The 20,106-nt window shown below is 40.3% G+C and carries 21 protein-coding genes; 11 read left to right on the plus strand and 10 right to left on the minus strand.

Annotated elements, in window-relative coordinates; translation table 11 throughout:
• Nucleotides 1-5: 5 nt before the first annotated feature.
• The gene (locus tag P0R33_RS06280) at nt 6-494 is read left to right on the plus strand and encodes a prolyl oligopeptidase family serine peptidase (protein ID WP_276174714.1); all 489 of its coding nucleotides are present in this window, start codon (nt 6-8) and stop codon (nt 492-494) included.
• A 53-nt stretch (nt 495-547) separates the two neighbouring features.
• Here the strand turns inward: P0R33_RS06280 and P0R33_RS06285 are convergent, their stop codons facing one another.
• The 3 genes from P0R33_RS06285 to P0R33_RS06295 form a co-directional block, all read right to left on the minus strand.
• Complete coding sequence (locus tag P0R33_RS06285; protein WP_276174716.1) at nt 548-823, minus strand: DUF6520 family protein; 276 nt, start codon at nt 821-823, stop codon at nt 548-550.
• 103 nt (nt 824-926) lie between these two features.
• A complete protein-coding gene (locus P0R33_RS06290) occupies nt 927-2,441 on the minus strand; it encodes a MauE/DoxX family redox-associated membrane protein (RefSeq protein ID WP_276174717.1) in 1,515 nt (504 codons plus the stop codon).
• Between the two features lie 207 nt (nt 2,442-2,648).
• A complete protein-coding gene (locus P0R33_RS06295; RefSeq protein WP_276174718.1) occupies nt 2,649-2,939 on the minus strand; it encodes a hypothetical protein in 291 nt (96 codons plus the stop codon).
• A gap of 292 nt (nt 2,940-3,231) precedes the next feature.
• Between P0R33_RS06295 and P0R33_RS06300 the strand changes: the two genes are divergently transcribed.
• Genes P0R33_RS06300 through P0R33_RS06315 form a run of 4 tightly spaced genes read left to right on the plus strand, consistent with a single transcriptional unit; the run spans nt 3,232 to nt 7,227 of the window.
• A complete protein-coding gene (locus tag P0R33_RS06300) occupies nt 3,232-3,624 on the plus strand; it encodes a plasmid mobilization relaxosome protein MobC (protein WP_276174719.1) in 393 nt (130 codons plus the stop codon).
• Complete coding sequence (locus tag P0R33_RS06305) at nt 3,609-4,871, plus strand: relaxase/mobilization nuclease domain-containing protein (protein ID WP_276174720.1); 1,263 nt, start codon at nt 3,609-3,611, stop codon at nt 4,869-4,871. The genes P0R33_RS06300 and P0R33_RS06305 overlap by 16 nt, the downstream gene beginning before the upstream one ends.
• Nucleotides 4,872-4,887: 16 nt before the next feature.
• Complete coding sequence (mobC, locus tag P0R33_RS06310; protein WP_276174721.1) at nt 4,888-6,876, plus strand: conjugal transfer protein MobC; 1,989 nt, start codon at nt 4,888-4,890, stop codon at nt 6,874-6,876.
• 60 nt (nt 6,877-6,936) lie between these two features.
• Nucleotides 6,937-7,227 carry a hypothetical protein gene (locus P0R33_RS06315; RefSeq protein WP_276174722.1) on the plus strand — a complete coding sequence of 97 codons (291 nt, stop codon included), beginning with the start codon at nt 6,937-6,939 and terminating at the stop codon, nt 7,225-7,227.
• Nucleotides 7,228-7,314: 87 nt separating this feature from the next.
• Here the strand turns inward: P0R33_RS06315 and P0R33_RS06320 are convergent, their stop codons facing one another.
• The gene (locus P0R33_RS06320; RefSeq protein WP_276174723.1) at nt 7,315-7,764 is read right to left on the minus strand and encodes a response regulator; all 450 of its coding nucleotides are present in this window, start codon (nt 7,762-7,764) and stop codon (nt 7,315-7,317) included.
• Between the two features lie 437 nt (nt 7,765-8,201).
• On the opposite strand from P0R33_RS06320, the gene dinB reads away from it, so the two are divergent.
• The 4 genes from dinB to P0R33_RS06340 all read left to right on the plus strand — a co-directional run bounded on the left by dinB (nt 8,202) and on the right by P0R33_RS06340 (nt 13,660).
• A complete protein-coding gene (dinB, locus tag P0R33_RS06325; RefSeq protein ID WP_276175694.1) occupies nt 8,202-9,383 on the plus strand; it encodes a DNA polymerase IV in 1,182 nt (393 codons plus the stop codon).
• A 6-nt stretch (nt 9,384-9,389) separates the two neighbouring features.
• Nucleotides 9,390-12,443 carry a DNA polymerase III subunit alpha gene (gene dnaE, locus P0R33_RS06330; protein WP_276174724.1) on the plus strand — a complete coding sequence of 1,018 codons (3,054 nt, stop codon included), beginning with the start codon at nt 9,390-9,392 and terminating at the stop codon, nt 12,441-12,443.
• A gap of 140 nt (nt 12,444-12,583) precedes the next feature.
• Nucleotides 12,584-13,210, plus strand: coding sequence for an SOS response-associated peptidase (locus P0R33_RS06335; protein WP_276174725.1), 627 nt, complete (start codon nt 12,584-12,586; stop codon nt 13,208-13,210).
• Between the two features lie 6 nt (nt 13,211-13,216).
• Complete coding sequence (locus P0R33_RS06340; RefSeq protein WP_276174726.1) at nt 13,217-13,660, plus strand: hypothetical protein; 444 nt, start codon at nt 13,217-13,219, stop codon at nt 13,658-13,660.
• Between the two features lie 131 nt (nt 13,661-13,791).
• Here P0R33_RS06340 and P0R33_RS06345 read toward each other — a convergent pair whose 3' ends face one another.
• The 6 genes from P0R33_RS06345 to P0R33_RS06370 form a co-directional block, all read right to left on the minus strand.
• Nucleotides 13,792-15,354 carry a vitamin K epoxide reductase family protein gene (locus P0R33_RS06345; protein ID WP_276174727.1) on the minus strand — a complete coding sequence of 521 codons (1,563 nt, stop codon included), beginning with the start codon at nt 15,352-15,354 and terminating at the stop codon, nt 13,792-13,794.
• A gap of 34 nt (nt 15,355-15,388) precedes the next feature.
• Nucleotides 15,389-16,639 carry a TlpA disulfide reductase family protein gene (locus P0R33_RS06350; RefSeq protein WP_276174728.1) on the minus strand — a complete coding sequence of 417 codons (1,251 nt, stop codon included), beginning with the start codon at nt 16,637-16,639 and terminating at the stop codon, nt 15,389-15,391.
• A 110-nt stretch (nt 16,640-16,749) separates the two neighbouring features.
• Entirely contained in the window at nt 16,750-16,881 is a 132-nt protein-coding gene (locus P0R33_RS06355; protein ID WP_276174729.1) for a hypothetical protein, read from the minus strand.
• Nucleotides 16,882-17,486: 605 nt separating this feature from the next.
• Entirely contained in the window at nt 17,487-17,912 is a 426-nt protein-coding gene (locus P0R33_RS06360) for a DUF1810 domain-containing protein (RefSeq protein ID WP_276174730.1), read from the minus strand.
• A 76-nt stretch (nt 17,913-17,988) separates the two neighbouring features.
• Nucleotides 17,989-18,381: a hypothetical protein gene (locus tag P0R33_RS06365; RefSeq protein WP_276174731.1), complete on the minus strand. Its 393-nt coding sequence runs from the start codon at nt 18,379-18,381 to the stop codon at nt 17,989-17,991.
• 63 nt (nt 18,382-18,444) lie between these two features.
• Nucleotides 18,445-18,912 (minus strand): hypothetical protein, encoded by a 468-nt coding sequence (locus P0R33_RS06370; protein WP_276174732.1) that lies wholly within the window; start codon nt 18,910-18,912, stop codon nt 18,445-18,447.
• A 383-nt stretch (nt 18,913-19,295) separates the two neighbouring features.
• On the opposite strand from P0R33_RS06370, the gene P0R33_RS06375 reads away from it, so the two are divergent.
• A complete protein-coding gene (locus tag P0R33_RS06375; RefSeq protein WP_276174733.1) occupies nt 19,296-19,685 on the plus strand; it encodes a single-stranded DNA-binding protein in 390 nt (129 codons plus the stop codon).
• 39 nt (nt 19,686-19,724) lie between these two features.
• Complete coding sequence (locus tag P0R33_RS06380) at nt 19,725-20,087, plus strand: hypothetical protein (RefSeq protein WP_276174734.1); 363 nt, start codon at nt 19,725-19,727, stop codon at nt 20,085-20,087.
• Nucleotides 20,088-20,106: the final 19 nt, after the last annotated feature.

Raw genomic sequence — 20,106 nt, forward strand, 5'->3', positions numbered from 1 at the left:
GACTTATGGGACATTCCTTTGGAGGGTATGAAACCTCTTTCATAATATCGCAGACCAGGTTGTTTGCTGCGGCTATAGCCAGTGGTGGCATCACGGATTTGAACAGTTTTTATTTGACAGTGAATCGCAACAGCGGCAAACCTGACATGTGGCGTTTTCAAAGCCGGCAGTGGCGCATGGAAAGAAGTCCTTTTGAAGCGCCTGATCTGTATAATGCAAGCTCTCCTTTATATAATGCGTCAAAGATCAAAACGCCGCTTCTGCTCTGGACAGGCAAGGAAGATGAACAGGTAGATCCTCGCCAGAGCGTGGAACTGCATATGGCCCTGCGAGCCTTGAAGAAAAAGAGCATTATGCTTCTGTATCCAGATGAAGGACATGTCATCGCCAGTGAATCAAAGCAGCTTGATGTAAACGGCCGCGTACTTGAATGGTTTTCATATTTTCTTAAGGATGAACATCATGCCGATTGGATCTCTAATGGGATGATGTAACAAAACAATGCAGTTCCTTTTAGGAACTGCATTGCCTTTACCGAGACGCAATTTTAATTTTGCGGTTTGTAGGTAATCTGATTACAATTACCGTCAGCATCTTTGGCAAATGCTTGAGGTCCGCTGTCTCCGTTCAGGCGGCAAACCGGATTAGGATTGTCATCGCATTCTACTTCGATATTACAGCGTCCTTGAGAATCCAGCACATAACCTGATTCAGGAGCGGCAGCACGGTTTTGCGCATGCAGGCTTGCTGTCGTAAATGCACCGGCTATTCCCACAGCAATCGCTGCCATTGGGAACATTTTTTTTAAAAATTCAGTTTTCATAATATAAAATATTAAATTAAACTTTGATCTACTTTTTTCTACAGGTTTTCGATCTGTTTCCTGTTACCGGCCGGTAAACTTTCATGAACCAAAACCTACTGGATTATGGTTCTTTTATTTCATTTTGCAGGTTTTTATTCAGTGAGTAAACTACAAGTTCATCCTCCATTATCGCATATAGATGAGTCTCCGTAACATATAGCGAACTGAGCTTTTTCATCTGGGTGCCGTAAATGGTAAAACTCATCAGATAGCTTTTCTTCTTAAGGTTGTACACATCAACTACCGCCCCCTGTTCCCAGATATTTTCAGGCTCAAATTTCCCTGGAATTTTGGATTGTATAAATAGAACATTTCCGCAGAAGGAGGCTTTCTGGTTGACCATTATAGGCGGTGCCGCCATTTTGCGTTCAGTCCTGTTTTTCAAATAGGCTACCTTTATCTGGGCTTTGGATATGGTATCGATTGTCTTTCCTTTTGCAGCAAGGTTTAAGTTTTGGTCTGCTGTTATGAATTCATTGCGGTAATAGTACACGTAGACAATATTATTGTTTTTATAATTGCTTATCAGCATGCCGTCAGTATCAAATACGCCATCAATCTGCTGCTGGAGAAGATCGGTCTTATAGGTAACATTGGGCTTGCCTGCAGGGTCAAAAATCCCCAGTACGTGCCTTGCTTCTCGACCTTGGAGCGATCTTATTGCGAACCTTGTTTTGTCAAGCGGCTCGGCAATTGTAAAAGAAGGGCAATTCTCGAGTTTCTGCGTAATTTTCCAATCTGATATATGGCCTTTATAAATACATGGAACCGTGCCGTCCATCAAATAAAATGAAGAATCCCTCACCGCAATTCTCACTATTCTGAAGGGGATGTTTTTTCCTTTAAAATCTATTTTGGTATTGTCTTCTACCTTAAAATTCTGGTCGATTTTTATAACATGTAGCGCATTTGTATAATTTCCAAGATAAAGCCTTCCATTGCTGAATCCGGCAAAATAATAGGAGTTGAATTTCAGGTCCATGCTTTTTTCCAAGGTTACGGGATGCTGTGGATAGCTCCTTATAAAAGGGTTCTCATGATGCATGATCTTCTCCGAGTATAAAAACAGTATGACCACTAATGAAGCGCTCGACAAAGCCAGAACTAAAATTTTGAAAAAGTAAGCCGTCCAGCTGATTTTATATCTGTCCTGGCTTCTTTTTTTTAGCAGAATCAGCCCAAGCAGTGCAAGCAGCACAAACAGCAGATTAAATGCCAGATGCGAGTCCCAATCCAATTTTTCAAGCACTCCGCCGCAGGAGCAGGGAACAAATGAACTAAAATTGAGTATGATGGCTATGTAAGCGGTAAACATTATCATTAAGAAAAATGACATATGCAAGCCAATTGCTTTCCATCTAGTAGTTAAAAGAAATAGGCAGATAATGAGTTCAATACTTGGAACAAGCCATGAAATTAATACTGCAAAAGGACTCAAAAGAGGGGACTGTCCAATTTGGACCTGAAAGTTTTCAAAATCAATTAACTTACTAATTGCTGCGTATACAAAAAGTAAAATGTACAGAAAACAGATTGATTCGATTATAATATTCTTTATTTGAGGTTTTATGTTCATTCTTTAAAATATTTATTAAGTGTCATTCAATTAAACTTACTCTCAAAGCATAAGCAAATGTAAAGTGGTAAATTGAAAGAAAACACATCAAAAACACGCCAAAAAACATCAAAAACACGCCAATTTAAATTTTGAAACCCCGCAAAAAAAATGCTTTACGGAATTATATTCCATAAAGCATTTTCAATTTCTAAATTTTCTCCTTACTTAAGAATTGCCATCTTCAATAAAACTCACAAGCTTCTGGTTAAGTTCTACAAGTCCGGCCTTTTGGAGACACTCCTGCGAGACATTTTTAAGTTCAATTAGCTCCTCCTCTGCAATGCTTCCCATAAGGCTTCCTTCATCTTTTTCGAGCAGTACTCCCCTGTCAATAAAATGGCATAACAGCAGTACATTTTTGCGTGAAATTTTCAGATCAATCTTCACCGGCTCACTCATGCTTGGGATGCTCAATACAGTATCAAACACCTTTGCTGCATAATTCTTCGTACTCATAATTTCAGCGTTTTTAAATTAATAAATCAAAGCCTAAAGGTAGCAATGACGCTTCAAAGCATCATAAGCAAAATTTACCTATGATGGGATGTATTGAATTATCCTGCATAAATTCGTCTGAATATTTGAAAGAAGTCTGAGTTTTTATACAGACTCTGTTGGATTGCCACGCCTTGCTGCAATCTGCAAGATGTCCGGTTGTATCACAACCGATATCTTGCTGCCTTTATGCTCGGAACTCGCTGGCAGAGAAAACTGAAAATTTTGTAATGTCGAATGAAAAGGATAAATGATGAAAGAAGAAAAAAAAAACAGAACAAGATGGCTTCATCTCAGGCTGAGTGAGCAGGAATATAAGACATTTCAGAAATATTTTGAAGAGTCAGTCTGTCCGAAATTAAGTGATTTTGCACGTCAGAATCTACTTGGAAAACCTATCGTTTTAAAATACAGAAATACATCTCTTGATGATTTAATGACTGAATTGATTAAACTCAGAAATGAACTGAATTCCATCGGAAATAACTTCAATCAGTCTGTAAAAAAACTTCATTCACTGTCGCAGATTTCTGAATTAAAACTGTGGATTCTAAGTTCTGAGAAGGAAAAAAAAATGCTTTTTAATTCTATTGAAGAAATTAAAAATCTCATTCGAAATCTTGCTGAAAAATGGTTGCAGTCATAAACACAGGATCATCGGTAAGAAGCATTTTTAACTACAATGAAAATAAAGTCGAAGATGGAAAAGCTGAGCTGATTGGAGATGGAAATTATCCCTTGGAGGCTTATGAAATTCCTAAAGAGATGCGGCTTAAAATGCTTTTAAAGCAGCTAGAACTTAACTCTAATGTCAAGCGGGGAAGCGTGCATATTTCACTCAATTTTGATTCTTCCGAAAATAATCTCCCAAAAGAAAAGCTTATGGAAATTGCCAAAACCTACATGGAAAAAATTGGGTTCGGCTCACAGCCTTATCTGGTGTATCAGCACCACGATGCAGGTCATCCTCATATTCACATTGTTTCAGTAAAAGTAAAGTCTGATGGAAAAAGAATTGACATGCAGAACATAGGCAGGAATCAGTCCGAAACAGCACGCAAAGAAATCGAAAAGATTTTCGACTTAACTCCTGCACAGAGCAGTGAAAAAGAAAAAACGATCAATATAAAACCTGTAAAAACTGGTGTAGTTGAATACGGAGCAGTAGAAACTAAAAAAGCAATTGCAAATGTGTTAAACACAGTGATTCCTAATTATAAATATACCACCGTTGGTGAATTAAATGCAGTTTTGAATCTTTACAATGTCACTGCCGTTCAGGGCGGGAAAGACTCAAGAATGTTCCGTCATAAAGGCCTGGCCTATCAGGTTCTTAATAATAAAAAACAGCCTATCGGTATTCCAATTAAAGCCAGCAGTTTTTACCTCAAGCCCACTCTTAAAAACCTTGAAATTAAATTCACCTCAAATAAATTATTACGAAGTCCCCATTTAAAAAGAACTAAAAATGCAGTAGATCTTGCCTTTATCCAGAATAAAATAAAATCACTGTCTGATCTGGACAAAATCTTAATTCAGGATGGTATTAAGACTGCTGAAAGAAGAAATGAAGATGGTCTTCTTTATGGTTTAACATATGTAGATCACAAGACAAAATGTGTCTTTAACGGAAGCGTTTTAGGAAAGTCATATGCAGCGTCTGGAATAGAAGAACGCTGCGGTCTGAAAAGGTTTACTGCATCAAGAAAATCCGTTGGAGAAAGTACTGAAAACCAATTTGATAACATTCCTCAATATTCATCTTTTATTACTGGAAGCGAACTTGAGAAGATTATCGATTCGGTGCTTCAGCCTGAATTCACCTCTGATTACATTCCATCCCAGCTAAAAAGAAAAAAGAAAAATAGACGAAAAGGACAGACCGATTATTAATTAAAAAACTAAGACGATGCAGACGGGAGAAAATGAACAGGCACTTAGAAAAATTCTTGATATGACAAGGCTGATCAGCATGATATTATTATGCCTTCATTTCTATTATTATGGTTATCATGTTTTTAAGCTGTGGGGCCTCACAAGCAGTTTTGGAGATAAATTAATGGGGAATATTTTCCATACAGGGCTATTTGATAATTTGCATATATCCAAGCTTTTTGCTTTGGGATTTTTATGCATTTCCCTTCTTGGGGCGAAAGGCAGAAAAAACGAAAAGCTGAACATCAAAACTGCATTTTATTACATTGCTGTAGGATTTTCAGCGTATTTTTTAAGTTATTTTATTCTCATTACACTGATTAACGCAAAAGAAAAACTTATTCTTTATATGGTGTGTACTGCTGCAGGATATCTGCTACTGCTCTCAGGGGGAACACTGCTGTCAAGAATCATACGCAGAACTTTGAGTGACAAGGATATTTTCAACACGGAAAATGAAACATTTCCGCAGGAAGAACGGCTTCTTGAAAATGAATATTCGATTAACCTTCCGGCGCATTACAATTTAAAAAACAAAGTGCGGAAAAGCTGGATTAATATCATAAACCCATTTCGCGGAATCTTAGTTGCTGGGACTCCAGGATCTGGAAAATCTTATTTTGTAATCCGTCATGTCATTACACAGCACATCCGAAAAGGTTTCTCCATGTTTGTGTATGATTTTAAATTTGACGACCTCAGCATTATTGCTTATAATACATGGCTTAAGTATAAACATCTTTATAAGGTCGAGCCTAAATTTTATGTCATTAATTTTGATGACCTGAGCCGCACCCACAGGTGCAATCCCCTTGATCCAAAATCAATGACAGACATAACCGATGCAGCTGAGTCAGCACGCACAATCCTTCTGGGACTAAACCGGGAATGGATAAAAAAACAGGGAGACTTTTTTGTGGAATCACCTATTAATTTCCTTTCGGCGGTAATCTGGTATCTGAGAAAATACAACAACGGTGAATTCTGCACTCTGCCTCATGTTATTGAACTGATGCAGGTTGAATACAATAGTCTTTTTACGCTGCTTAGAACTGAAAAAGAAATAGAGATTCTGATTGATCCGTTTGTCAGCGCCTACCTAAATAATGTCATGGAACAGCTTGAGGGGCAGATCGCTTCCGCTAAGATATCCACGGCAAGACTGTCAAGCGCTCAGCTTTATTATGTGCTTTCTGGAAATGACTTTACACTCGACATTAATAATCCTGCGGATCCTAAGATAGTTTGTATGGGGAACAATCCGTTGAAAATCCAGACATATGGTGCGGTGCTTTCCCTTTTTGTAAGCAGGCTCATCAAGCAGGTAAACCAGAAAGACAGACTTAAAAGCAGCTTGGTATTTGATGAATTTCCCACTATCTATCTCAACAATATGGACAGTCTTATAGCAACAGCCAGAAGCAACAAAGTAAGCACCTGTCTGGGGATTCAGGACTTCAGCCAGCTGCGTAAAGATTACGGGCGCGAGCAGGCTGATGTCATACTCAATATCACTGGCAACATCATCAGCGGTCAGGTCAATGGCGACACCGCCAAACAGCTTTCCGAGCGGTTTGGAAAAATAATGCAGGACAGGGAGAGTCTTTCCATTAACAGCTCAGATACGTCCATCAGCAGGTCAAAACAATTGGAAGCTGCTGTTCCTGCCTCTAAGATTTCCTGTTTAAGTTCAGGGGAATTTGTAGGTATAATTGCTGATAACCCTGACTGTAAAATTAAACTCAAAAAATTTCATTCCCAAATAATAAATAATCATGATGAGCTTAAAAAAGAAGAAAAATCATATCAGCTGATCAGTCCCGTACGTATCATAAATAATACTATGATTGAACGTAATTATCTGCAGATAAAAGAAGATATATCAGAGATTGTAAATTCTGAACTGGAACGTCTTTTGCATGACCCCGCATTGTCTCATTTAGTAATCAAAAAAAAGAAATAAATCATATTTTAATCTTATTATTCACTTGACCTTCGACTGGTTTTTAATTAATTTTGCCATATGAATCACGAAGAAATAAAACGCTATTTTGAGACCAATCCTCCTCCTTTGGAAGTGGAATTGACCCCATGGGCAAAGATTACCAATACACAAGTTTTTCTAAAAAGCTGCTATACCACTATCAGAAACTTTAATGGCCCTGTGGACCGATGCCCAGCATGGTGGCATCTGAGGGATTTTTATATCCTCATGAAAAAAACTGCCCAGCAGGCTGCAGTGGAAAAAATAGAAGAAACGCCTTTTGAAGAAATCCCTAATCAAGCTTCTTCTGAACCTGAAACGGCAGCCTGAAATTTCCATTTTTAAAAAAAATTAAACTGCATAAAAAAACAGCCCTGCATATATGCAGGGCTGTTTTTTTACAACTAATTTTATACTTTAAAAGAGCAGAAATTGGGTTTTATTTCGAACTGCACTGCTCCAATCCATAGTCATTATACCTTGAAGTAATTCTTTCAGCTCACTGTAAGTACTGGGTTTGACAGCATAAAAATCTGCGCCCAGCTGATAGGAGAGGTTTATATTATCGGGGCTTCTGCTGGTGGAGAGCATAATCACTTTTATATCATTGAACCGCTGCTGTTTACTGCGGATTTCTTCCAGGCACTGAAAGCCGTTTTTAACGGGCATATTAATGTCCAGGAAAATAATTTCAGGCAGGCCCGATTCTGCATTGTAAAGGGTATCGAGCAGCTGGTTTCCATCTTCAGATGCTTTTACAGTCACAGGAAGACTGAGCTCCTGTACTGCATCGAGAAAAAGCAGCCTGTCATCTTCGTCATCATCTGCCAGATAAATAATTCTTTGGGTATTCTGCTGTTGTAACATATCCTCAAAATTTATGCAGTTTCAGAAGACAAGTATCTAAGAATCAGCAAAAGTTTATATTACGACATATAAGCTGTTGTAAATCGATAAATAATCGAATTATATCCGTGTAGCGGTTAATAGCTTACAAATATAGGGTCTTTTCTTGCAAAAAAATCATTTAATTCAATGTTTAACTGAAAATTATGATGCCAATATTAATTATCACTGAATATTTTTATTTTTTCTTTAGATCTCTTCGCAGTAAAAGTTCTAAAACAGCTGCCTCAAGCGCCGATGAGTAAATTCTGAATAAAGGATTTTATGCTCAAATAATCAACATTTCAAATCCCCTGAAAAATAAGGATTTTAGAATTTTGTTATTATTTGTAACATAATTATTTCTAAAAATGTTACAATCTGTAGCTAGTTTTGATCTGTATAAACGGATAGAAATTATGAACAGGGCAATTGTACACATCGACATGAACACGTTTTTCGTATCCTGCGAAAGACTGACAAATTCTGAACTTAACGGTATCCCGCTGATCATCGGCGGAGGAGAAAGAGGTGTTGTGGCTTCGTGTTCCTACGAGGCCAGAAAATTTGGTGTTCGCTCCGCCATGCCCATTCATATGGCAATGAAATTATGCCCGCAGGCAAAAATCATGAAAGGCGACATGGAAATGTATTCACGGCTGTCGCATGACATCACCGAAATCATTCAGGAGAAAGCCCCCGTGGTGGAAAAAGCCAGTATAGATGAATTTTATCTGGACATCACTGGAATGGACAAATTTTACGGCAGCTACAAATGGACCGATGAACTCGCCCAGCGCATCACAAAAGAAACTGGTCTGCCCCTCACCTTTGCCCTTTCTGTCAATAAAACTGTATCGAAAATCGGAACAGGAGAAGGCAAACAGAAACAGAATCTTGAAATCCCCGAGCATCTGGTCCAGCAGTTTTTAAACCCGCTTTCCATCCGCAAAATCCCGATGGTCGGCGAGCAGACCTTTCAGACACTCTCCCGCATCGGGATCCGCACCATCCAGACCCTTTCGGAAATGCCCGCTGACGTACTTGGGCAGATGATCGGAAAAAACGGCATAGAACTTTGGAAAAAAGCCAACGGAATTGACAACAATCCGGTGGAACCATACACCGAAAGAAAGTCTATTTCAACCGAACATACCTTTACCCAGGATACCATTGACATCCCGAAATTAAACAGGGTGCTGTTGGGTATGGTGGAAAAACTCTCCTATCAGCTCCGCTCAGAAGAGTGGCTCACATCAACGGTAACGGTCAAAATAAGGTACGCCAATTTCGATACGGAAACCAAACAGTGCAGGGTACAGTATACCTCGGCAGATCATATCCTAACCCAAACCGTGCAGGAGCTTTTTGATAAGCTGTACCAGCGAAGGATGCGTCTGCGCCTTATCGGGGTTCGCTTCAGCGGACTGGTCAGGGGCACCTATCAGATCGACCTGTTTAATGATACCGAAGAAATGCTGGCACTTTACCAGGCCATGGACCGCATGAAAAGCCGATACGGCTTTGATGCCGTTATGCGATGTGCAGGCGCATCTTTCAAGCCTAACACAAAAAATGAAATCTTAAAACGTAAACCCTGAGAAACCATGTACCTCAACTGCCACTCTTTTCACTCCCTGCGTTATGGCACCATACCGCTGGAGGAGCTCGTGCCTCAGGCTGGGGCCTGCGGTGTCACGGCAATGGCACTCACTGATATCAATACGGTAACGGGTATTTATGATTTCATCAGACAGTGCGGCCATGCGGGCATAAAACCAATTGTGGGGATTGAATTCCGCTCGGAACATAAACTTCGCTATATCGGTCTGGCCCAAAACGCAGTGGGGCTTGCGCAGATGAACCGTTTTTTAACGAAGTACAATTTTGAAAAAAAACCGCTGCCCCAGACAGCTCCTTTTTTTTCAGATGTTTTCATCATTTACCCCCTGGAAAATGCCCCCGAAGAGCTGCGCCAGAATGAATACATCGGCATTCGTCCCGATCAGCTGCAGAAGCTTGTCCTATCGCAGTGGAGAAAACGAACGGCAGATATGGTAGTGCTGCAGCCTGTCACTTTTCGCACCAAAAAGGAATATAACCTGCACCGTATACTGCGTGCTATTGACCGAAATGTGATCCTTTCCAGACTGGAGCCTGAAGATACGTGCGGCAAGTCTGATAAGATGATTCCACTTTCAGAGCTTCTTATGTTTTACGAACACTATCCGCAGATCACCCAGAACACGCAGAAAATTATAGATGCCTGTAATTTTACTTATGATTTCCAGACACCGAAAAATAAAAAGTACTACACCAACAGCAGAAAAAGCGATATAGATCTGCTGACATCACTGGCAAAACAAGGTCTGGTCTGGCGCTACGGTGCAAAAAACATCCGCGCAAGGGAACGCATGGAAAAGGAACTCAAGGTCATCGGCCAGCTGGAATTCAGCGGCTATTTCCTTATCACTTGGGATATTATCCGTTTCAGCACAAGCCAGGGTTTTCTGCATATCGGCAGGGGAAGCGGCGCCAACAGTATTGTTGCATATTGTCTGGGCATTACCGACATCTGTCCATTAGAACTGGACCTCTATTTTGAGCGTTTTCTAAATGAAAACCGCAAAAGCCCTCCCGATTTCGACATCGACTGGAGCTGGAAAGAACGTGATGTTATCCTTGAATATATATTTAACCGTTATACCTACGAACATGTTGCTTTCTGCGGCACTAATGTAGAATTCAAGTACCGTTCGATTTTCAGGGAAGTCGGAAAAGTATTCGGTCTTCCAAAGGAAGAACTGGATGTCCTTGCTAAAAATCCGATGAAATTCCACGAGCCCAACTCTATTGTAAAATTCGTGCAGGAGTATGGAATGATGCTTGAAAAATATCCCAACCAGAGAAGCATGCATTCCTGCGGCATCCTGATTTCAGAAGAGCCGATAACCAATTACACGCCGCTGGAAATGCCTCCGAAAGGATTTCCCATTGCGCTGTTTGACATGCACGTGGCAGAGGATATCGGATTTGAAAAATTTGATATTCTCAGCCAGCGCGGCATCGGACATATTGATGAGAGTGTCAAGCTGATAGAGAAAAACAGGGGTATCCGAATTAATATACGTGACACGTCAATATCGAAAAATGAGGTTACAGCCAATTCCTATCTTGCGCAGGGAAAAACCATCGGCTGTTTCTATATCGAGAGCCCGGCTATGCGCGGACTGCTCCGAAGGTTAAAATGCGATAATTATAAAACGCTCGTTGCAGCTTCCTCGATCATACGTCCTGGAGTTGCACAGTCTGGCATGATGAAGGAATATATATTCCGTCATAACCATCCGTCAAAATTTGAATACTTCCATCCTGTATTCCAAGAACAGCTTGGTGAAACCTATGGGATTATGGTCTATCAGGAAGATGTGATCAAAATTGCCCTTCATTACGGCGGGCTTCCGGCAGCGGATGGTGATATACTTCGGCGAGCCATGTCGGGAAAAGGGCGTTCCAAAGCAGCATTGCAGAAAGTGAAAGAGAATTTCTTTGCCTGCTGCGAAAAAAAGGGACATCCAAAACAGCTCAGTGAGGAAATATACCGCCAGATCGAGTCTTTTGCCGGCTACTCCTTCTGTAAGGCGCACTCGGCGTCATATGCAGTGGAAAGCTATCAGAGTCTCTATCTGAAAGTGCATTACCCGATAGAATTCATGGTAGCGGTAATCAACAACCAGGGAGGTTTTTACAGACTTGAAATCTATGTGCACGAAGCAAGGATGGCAGGGGCCGTGATCCATAATCCATGCGTAAACAAAAGTAATTTTGAGACTGCCGTTTATGGAAATGACATCTACCTCGGCTTTATGCACCTGATGAGCCTGGACTCCAAAATGGCGCAGTTTATAGAATCAGAACGAGGGAGAAATGGGGATTTTATCTCTTTGGAAGACTTTATTAACCGTATACCCATGGGAATAGAAAGCGTAAAAATCCTGATCTTCATCGGTGCTTTCCGTTTTACTGGAAAAACCAAAAACCAGCTGCTGGTCATCGCCAGCCTGCTTTTAAATAATTTCAATCCCGAGAACAGGACGCCGCTGCTGCTTCAGCAGCCCGTAAAGGAATACAAGCTCCCGACCCTCGAAAGATCAGTATTTGAAGATGCCTTTGATGAAATCGAACTGCTGAGTTTTCCGGTATCATGCACGGTCTTTGACCTGCTTGAAACAAAACACAGGGGCGATATAAAGGTACGTGATCTTCCGTCCTGCCATAAAAAGCAGGTGCGCATGCTGGCGTATCTGATTTCGACCAAACAGGTTCCGACCAAAAAAGGCAATATGTATTTCGGCACATGGATCGATAATGAAGGCGCATATTTTGATACGGCACATTTTCCGGATTCACTTGTGGAGTATCCATTTAAGGGAGGCGGCTGCTACCTGCTCCTCGGTACTGTGGAAATTGACTATCACTTCCCCACCATAACTATACACAAAATGGCAAAAATGCCTTTTATTCCCGATCCTCGCTATATGGATGCTAAAGACCAGTTCAGGACTCAGGAATTGATCCGCGAAGATGTAAGCACAACACAACGCCAGCCTTATCCGCAGGAGCATGAAATCAATCTGCCCAGACATAAAATGATAACATGATAACTATATAACATCTGCATAAGGCAGCTGTATAGCACGATATCTTAAATTTTCTTAATTTTGAGTAAATGGATTAAGGGCAGGCCAGATCCAAGCTGTCTTTTTAAAACCGAATATTGTATAGAGCTAAAATATATCATATGTGTTATTATACCCAGCAGTCAGCAGCAATTGAGAATGTGAAGCGCCGCTTTAATGCAGAAGTGGACAACGAGGAAACGTATCTCCAGTCGGATTTTATCAACGGTTTTGCGCACCCTACCATTCCTATTATTCTTAATTCATCGCCCCATTTAATTACCACCGATTACACTTGGGGTCTTCTGCCGTCATGGGCAAAAGATATCGAATTCAGAAAAAACACGCTCAATGCAAGGATTGAAACCATTAATGAAAAAGCGTCTTTCAAAAATATTACCCACAACCGCTGTCTCATAATTGCAACTGCCTACTACGAATGGCACTGGAATGATGCAAAAGGCAGCAGTAAGGACAAATATCAGATCAATTCACAGGATGATGAAATCTTCACCTTTGCAGGTTTATATTCCTCATGGACAGATCCCGTTACAGAGGAGATCAAAAATACATATACAATGGTTACAACACAAGCGAACCAGACAATGCGCTACATCCACAATCATAAGATGCGCATGCCCATTATGCTCAAAAGGCAGGATGAATCGGCATGGCTGGACCAGTCGGTTAAAATAGAAGATTTTGCCTATCCGTATGAAGGGAATCTCATTGCATTTCCAACTAAATAAATTGCTATGGACAATAAAATGTTTTCCACTGAACATTACGTTAATTTTTTTCTGGATGAACTCTACTCCATAACTCATTTCAGATATGAGCATGACCCGGAGGTTATGGGCATCTTTGAAGAAGATGATCCGTATTCCGACCATATAGTGTCGGCGCAGGAGCATCTGAAACAATATATTCTGGACTCAATTAAGAGCAGCACAAAAGGTCTGGCATCAGAAGAAATCCAAAAACTGTATGAACACAAAAAGGAAGAAGTTTTTGATATTGTGCTGCCTGAAATCGAAAAATATATTAAAGACACAGTTACTGTAGATGTAATTTGGCCAGATTCTCTAAGATTGATTGAGGTTGAGGGAGACTTTAAATATTTTGAACAGGGGGCTGATGATAATGCGCTTCCCGAAAGAAAAAACGATGTCATTGATATTGAGCATGAAGAAGACTAATCAGTCCCTTAATCTCAAAGCACCGGTTTTCAAAAGCCCGGCTGTGTTTTGGCAGCCTCAATACCGCAGTATTACACCATCATCCACGCTCCCCGTTTTGCATCCTTGTCAAAAATTAAATATCTCCATTTTTAAAAGTCGTCTTCAATCAGTTCATTTATGAAATATTCCAAATTCTGCCTGTCATACACCTTAGGATAATGATACCCATTGATAAAAAGTGTAGGTGTTAACTGGAAATGGTTATTTCGGCACCAGGCAGACTGTCTGGCAAATAATGCATCGATTTTCGAAATATCAAAATCCATTTTATATTGCTGCAGCCATCCGTTAATATTTTTCTCTTCAAACCAATTGGCCAATGCTTCGCTGTAGGCTTTCTCCCCGTTTTCCAGATAAATTGCCATCAGGCTCCTTAGCAGCAGTTTTTTTTCATCTGCTTCTTTCTCAATATCAATGCCCATCAGCACATTAATTTTTAATTTTTCCCCATGAAGCTTCAAAATTCTGCCCAATAAAGCATCAGCATCCTTACAATAGCCGCAAAACGGGTTTGTGATAATGGTTATTTCGATGCTGCTGTCTGGATTTCCAAGCTGGATCGAACCTTGAAGCACGTCCAGTCTCGGCTTGGATTGCAGGACAATCTTAAAAAGTTTATAGTTGCGTATAAATCTTGCCGCTTTAAAATTCTTTTCCTGCAGGTCATTACGCTCTGCCAGCATTTGTTTGAGCAACGGCCAGATAAATGCAGTAACCGAAAATAGTAGTGCAGATAGTAAAACTGATCTGGCAGAAACGGCAGAAGGGCTTTCAAATACTGTTTCGATGTACAGCAGCTCCGCCAGTAAAGCGGCAATTATTGCCAGACATATCGGGCACCATTTCTTTTCCACCATCTTCTGATAATAGAGCGAAAGGGCGATGGCAGGCAGGGAACAGAGCAGCAGCGCTTTTTGGATTATAAAATAGTCATTTGGGCTTCCGGCAAGCATAAATACAAAAAGGCTTATAAACTGAGCCGCAAAAAAAACAATGCTCAGGCTGCTGAAATTTAAAAACTGGAATAATTTCCATTTATTCGAGTTAAGTATGGTCTCACAGCTTGCATCGGCTGAAATATTGCAGAATCTTGCAATGAGTGCGCTCTTTGCTCCAAACAGATCTTTCAGCGCCGCAATTGAAAACAATAGGCCGATTATCGGGAAAATGATGAAAATTTTCCCCGAAAGGCTTCCGCCGGCATCATAGTAAAGGATGCCTAGCAGAATTAAGGATAAAGCAGGCAGAAGCAATGAATAGTTATTTTTGGATGCACTTTCGATTTCAGCCGGCTTTTCAGCCAGCAGGACAATCCCTCCCCATCTCTGCTGGAGCTGCGTCCTGTCATATTCGACCGGCTTTTTTCCTTTGTAGCTTAGAAATGAAGCCTGCTTCTTTTCAATAAAATAGGGCGCATTTTTACCATTGTCATCTTTTAAAACAGCAATGAAGCTGTCAGGCAGCATTTCGATCTGCTCAAAACCAACAGGCGCTGCAAAATTTTCTATGGAGAAAAAATTAAGGGTATCCGATATGGACAGTAAGGTAGGGTAATCAGGATGTGACTGCACCTGAAATGAAAATTCAGATTTATCAATCGGCAGTTCTTCTTTTTCTAAGTATTTAAAAAGGTATGCAAAGTTTTCTGTCATATATTAAGGGCTTTATCTAAATGTTTAAGAGATTCTATTCTCTGTCAAAAGTTTCTTCAAGTATTTTTTTTAACTGCATTTTGTTTTCATCTCCGCTGCCCTTCCATCGTCCGATTATTTCGCCCCTTCTGTTAATCAGAATCTTGACGGGAATTGCCGTAACGAGGTAATCATCTTCCATTTTTGTCTGATTTTCGGCAGCGGATATATGCTTCCAAAAACCTATTTTTTCATCGGCTATCGCTTTTCTCCATGAATTCAGATTATTATCTCTGGATATGCTTATAATTTCAAACCCTTTGTCTTTATATTTACCATAGACATCTTTTAGAAAAGGCAGATCCTGCCTGCAGGGCTCGCACCAGCTGGCCCAGAAATCTATCAGCACATACTTCTTTTCCCTAAAATCAGTTAAAGACAGAATCTGCCCATTGCAGTCCTTTAGGGTGAAATCTGGAGCAGTGCTTCCCACTTTACTGTTTTTAAAGTCGGAAATCCTTTTAAAAAGCCTCGCTCCCGACGGCGATTGTTTTACTTCTTGTGACAATCCATCAGCAAGGGAAATAATTGTTTCATAATGCAGAATCCCTTCCTTCTTGGCCAGTCTGTAATAAAGCAGAGAGGGCGCAATAAACGAAGACGGGTTCTGTCTGATAAAATCAAAATCCATCTCCATTTCTGCGGTTTTATTATCATCCGACAGCTTTTCTAAAATTCCCAATTCATTTTCCAGCTGCAATTTAACCTGCGGGTCCGAGGCAAGAGTGATTCTGCCAAAATAGGTTCTCATAAGCAATGAGATGGAATCTCTTCTGCTGTATAAGGTCTGTTTTACTTTTTCAAGCTGTGAATATTCATCCTGCGTTTTACTGCCCGTCACCTCTGCTGTTGAAAAATCATAATAATCCAGCTTTATTTCCATTACGGCCGGTTCAAGGTACACTTCTGCAGAATTGCTTCTGCTCATGCTGAATTCCCGATTATTGCATAAAGTGGCTCTTGTGGGATAATCGATATTCCCTTTCAATATAAACCTGCCATTGTCTATTTTAACGGAGTCATAAATTCTTTTGCTGCCGACTTCGTAAACCAGATAGACCTTGTCAATGCTCAGACCTCTGCCTGCACCTCTCAGTTCGAATGCGGCCCTGCTTCCTGATTTCTGGGCAGATAGGGAAATGGAAATTAAAAAAAGAAAAATAAACAGTCTGAACATTTTTTTTGTGTTTCCTAAACAGTTAATTTCAGTACAGCTTAACAGGAAGTTTTTTTTTAAATAATGCATTGGCTTATCTATTTAAAGAAGCAGGAACGATAATTCCGCTTCTATTTTTTTAATGTCAGTAAAGGAACTGCACGCAGTTCCTTTACTGAGCTGATTAGCATTGGATAATCTTAGCAGTCGCACTTTCCGTTTCTGCAGTAGTCGCAGTATCCGTCACAGCCTCCTGCATCGCCTCCGCATTCTTCGCCGCACTCTTTTGTATAAGCGCCGCAATCGTCGCAGCCTCCGGAAATCATTCTCATCTGGTCTCTTTTGAGAGCATTTTCTTTCATGTCTTTGAAACTCAATTTTTTCATGATTTTGATGTTTTATGGTTAATAATTATTTTTAAAAAAATCTTCTGAAAACAATTCTACTCCATTTTCCACGTGCACTTGGTTTTTTCATAGCTGTTCTTGTCAGATTTTACCGAAGCAAATAAAGTCATTTTTTTCAGACAAATTTATTGGGAAGAACATTTTTGCCAAACTTTCAATTAACCAGCAATTAAAACTCTACAAATTATATAGAATTAATAAAATACATGCGAAAAAAGTATAATATTCAACAATTATAAGAGCGGCTGAAGCCAAAATGAAATGGAATAATTTAAAAATTCGAAATAATTGCGGGCCCTTCCCCATTTTCGATTCCTTCTCTCAACGGTATATGGAAACAGGCAGTTGCAGCAGCCGTCCTGATTCAAGGCACGGCTTTTCACTCTGTAAAAAATATCCGGGAAAACTGTAACCGATTACTGCGGATCGGTTAACTGGTTAAAACAGCATTTAACTGAAAAAAATCACAAATTCATCAAGGCGGCCGGCCCTTGCGAGTGATTCGCAGCATAGTTTAGTTGCCTTCCTGCTCAAGATGCAAGCAGTGCTATGGTTTTCTCATCCTCCAGACCCTGATGGTATTTTTCCAATACTTTCTTAAAAACCACATCTGAGTTTGGAATGCGGCTGAAAAGCGTCATGCAGGATTTCAGTTTTCTCTCGTCGGGACGCCCAAAAATTTCCAGTGCGGTTTTTCCATTCTGACCGAGGACTGCCTCTGAAATTTCAAGCAGCCTTTTCCCAAGTACGGGATGATTAAGATATTCTTCAGCCTCATCAAGATTTTTTAATCCAAAGTACACATTATAATCCGTAGAGCCCAGGCCTCTCAACTGCGGAAATATAAACCACATCCAGTGGCTCTCCTTCAATCCATTTTTTATTTCAATCAATGCCTCATCGTAGACATTTTCCTGTGCTGCTAAAAATCTCTCAATGCCGTCATCTAAATTCACTGCCGCTGATTTTTTGTTAATTATAAATTTTTATAGTACATTCAAGAAAGAATCACAGCATCCTAAAATCTGCTGCTCAAAACACTTCTTGGTACAAAAGCTCAATTGTGACTTCTTTTCTGGATTCTCCCTCTTCCACGAAAATTGTCGTCCACCTGGGATCGTAATTTTCGACCAGATAACGGAAGGCATTCAAGATTTCCTCCCCGCCACTGTCCAGATCGATTCCCAGATTCTTTTCATAAGCGATGATGCGGTACAGCACACCATTTTCCAGAAGCTCATCCTGGCCGTCTGCTGTATGGTCGGGCGCTGTACCAAAACAGAAAATTTCAGTCTTTTTACTGCTGAGCAGTTCAAGTAAATGCGGACGGACTGCCATAAACAAATTTTGATCCGTCAGACCATAAGGGACATCCAATCTGCCGGCCCTTACCGTTAACGCAAAATCTTCAAAATGCAGTTCCATAATCGAAAATTAGAGATTCCCAAACTCATAAGTACCAGCTGGATATGCATTTCCAAACGATTTTTATTTATCAAGGATGCCTTTTCCAAATATCTTCTCCACCTGAAAGATATAACTCTCGAGTATTGGGCTTGACAGGAAAAAACGGCTGACCGCAGCGGCTTTCGCATCGGTCTTCTGGCTGTCAAATGATCGTTCCAGCAGTGCTGTATAATCGCGAAGCTGCTCCTCATCCAATATTTTGCGCAGATCCCTTTCGGTATTCACATAGGACTTGAGCATCGGAAAATCATTGTTATTATCCATATCATATCTTTCAAGTCCTGACTTCACTGCATCAAATTCACTTCTAAACAGTTCCAGGACTTCCGCCATATTATGCCCGTAAAAGATACTGGGTATAAGTCCCGCTTTAAAATTTGCAAAATGCTCCTGTGAAGACATTGCACTCTCAAGGTACTGTTCAAAGGTCTGGATTCGGAATATATAATCTGTTTCAAAGATATCACGGTCCTGATAATCAATATTCATACAGCTGGTATTTAATGTTTTATATAAAAATAGCGATTTTTTTAATTCAATGCATCCAAATCAGCACTTCCTTACAATTTGAAACACCTCAAAGATTTTCTCCAGGCAGAGTGAATTGTCTCAAACGCCGTCTGCGTCTTATAGAAATATGCTAAAGATTTTCATTCGAAACGGGTTAAAAGGGCAGCCAAGATAGTGTCCCCCGGACGCTGCATGCGCATAACGGCTGTGTGCCGCCGCCGCCCTTCGGGACTTATAGCACTCCGCATCCTCAAGCGGTCCACTTGATTCTTGCTTTCTTTTTTCCCGTTTTTTCTTTTGAAAATAATTTTTGGGAGAGGGAAATGAGACTTAAAAATTTTACTCACTTAAATTTTAAAATCATGGAAATCATTGGAAGACTTACAAAAGATGCCGTAGTGGCAAAAGTCAGCGCAGAAAGACAGGTGGTTAATTTCTCAATTGCCGTAAACGACAGCTACAAGCCTAAAAACAGCACCGAGGTTAAAAAAATAGTTACCTACATCGACTGCTCCTACTGGCTATCGACAGGAGTGGCACAGTACCTTAAAAAAGGGACTGCCGTTGAACTTTTTGGACGAATCGGTCTGAATGTCTATATCGGTAATGATTCGCAGGCGCACGGAAGCCTCACTTTTCACACCTCTAACATCAAAATTATTGCCTTTGTCAGCGATAATGACTCAGCGCTTAAGGAAAACAGCACGGTTTCAAAACAGGATGATAAAGACCCTGACGACCTGCCTTTTTAAACCTTTTGAAATAAATGTACAAGCCTAAATAAATGAATTATGAAAGCACTTGAAAAATCAATATACGCCCACTATGGAGTTAGTAAGGCATTTAATAAAATAATCCTTTCGGATTTGGATGCCTACGACGGAAATAAAAAACAGCAGCTCAAATCCTTTATAGAGGACTTGCAGAACGGAGGCTGCATCAGCGGCATGATCGGCGAATTTATTTACCACGCTGACTGCAAAACATTTTACAAAAGATACATAGATGACTTGGAAGAAATAAGGGATGAACTCGAAAATTCACTGGGGGAATGTATCAAGAACCGCCACCGTCTGCCCCATTACACTTTTATGTGCTGGCTCTGCTTTGAAGAATACTGCTTCGACATCTACAGAAGTGCATTTGAAAATTAGTCGATAACCATTTAAAACA

Origin of the sequence: Flavobacterium sp. YJ01, from assembly GCF_029320955.1 — a bacterium.
GTDB lineage: Bacteria > Bacteroidota > Bacteroidia > Flavobacteriales > Flavobacteriaceae > Flavobacterium.